The sequence below is a fragment of the Pantoea sp. E956-1 genome (assembly GCF_982223955.1).
In genome coordinates this window covers 1-431 of sequence record NZ_CEUYZP010000080.1, presented here as the reverse complement: position 1 = coordinate 431, position 431 = coordinate 1, and the positions used below count along the sequence as shown (strand labels likewise).

The 431-nt window shown below is 59.9% G+C and carries 1 pseudogene; it reads right to left on the bottom strand.

Features of this window, described 5'->3' with window-relative positions:
• Positions 1-431, bottom strand: a pseudogene (locus tag AC0T7J_RS25355) (cryptochrome/photolyase family protein); the annotation flags it as partial.

The window sequence follows — 431 nt, the reverse complement described above, 5'->3', positions numbered from 1 at the left end:
GCACAGTCGCCGCAGTAATCCGACATTCGATTGATGTACTGGCCGCTGGCGCAGTAAGGCTTGTAGCCGAGATAACCGCCGTCGGCATACATGACCATGCCAAGGGTGTTGGGTAGTTCGACCCAGTCGAAGGCGTCCATGTAGATCGCCAGATACCACTCACAGATTTCCTTCGGCGCAATCCCGGCGAGCAAGGCAAAGTTGCCGGTGACCATCAGCCGCTGGATGTGGTGGGCGTAGGCATGTTGCAGGCTTTGGCCGATGGCCTGGCGCATGCAGTTCATCTGTGTCTGCCCGGTCCAGTAGAACTCCGGCAGCGGACGCGAGTTGCCAAACACGTTGCCCTCGGCGTAGTCCGGCATCTTCAGCCAGTACACGCCGCGCACGTATTCACGCCAGCCGATCAGCTGCAGAATGAAGCCTTCGGCCGC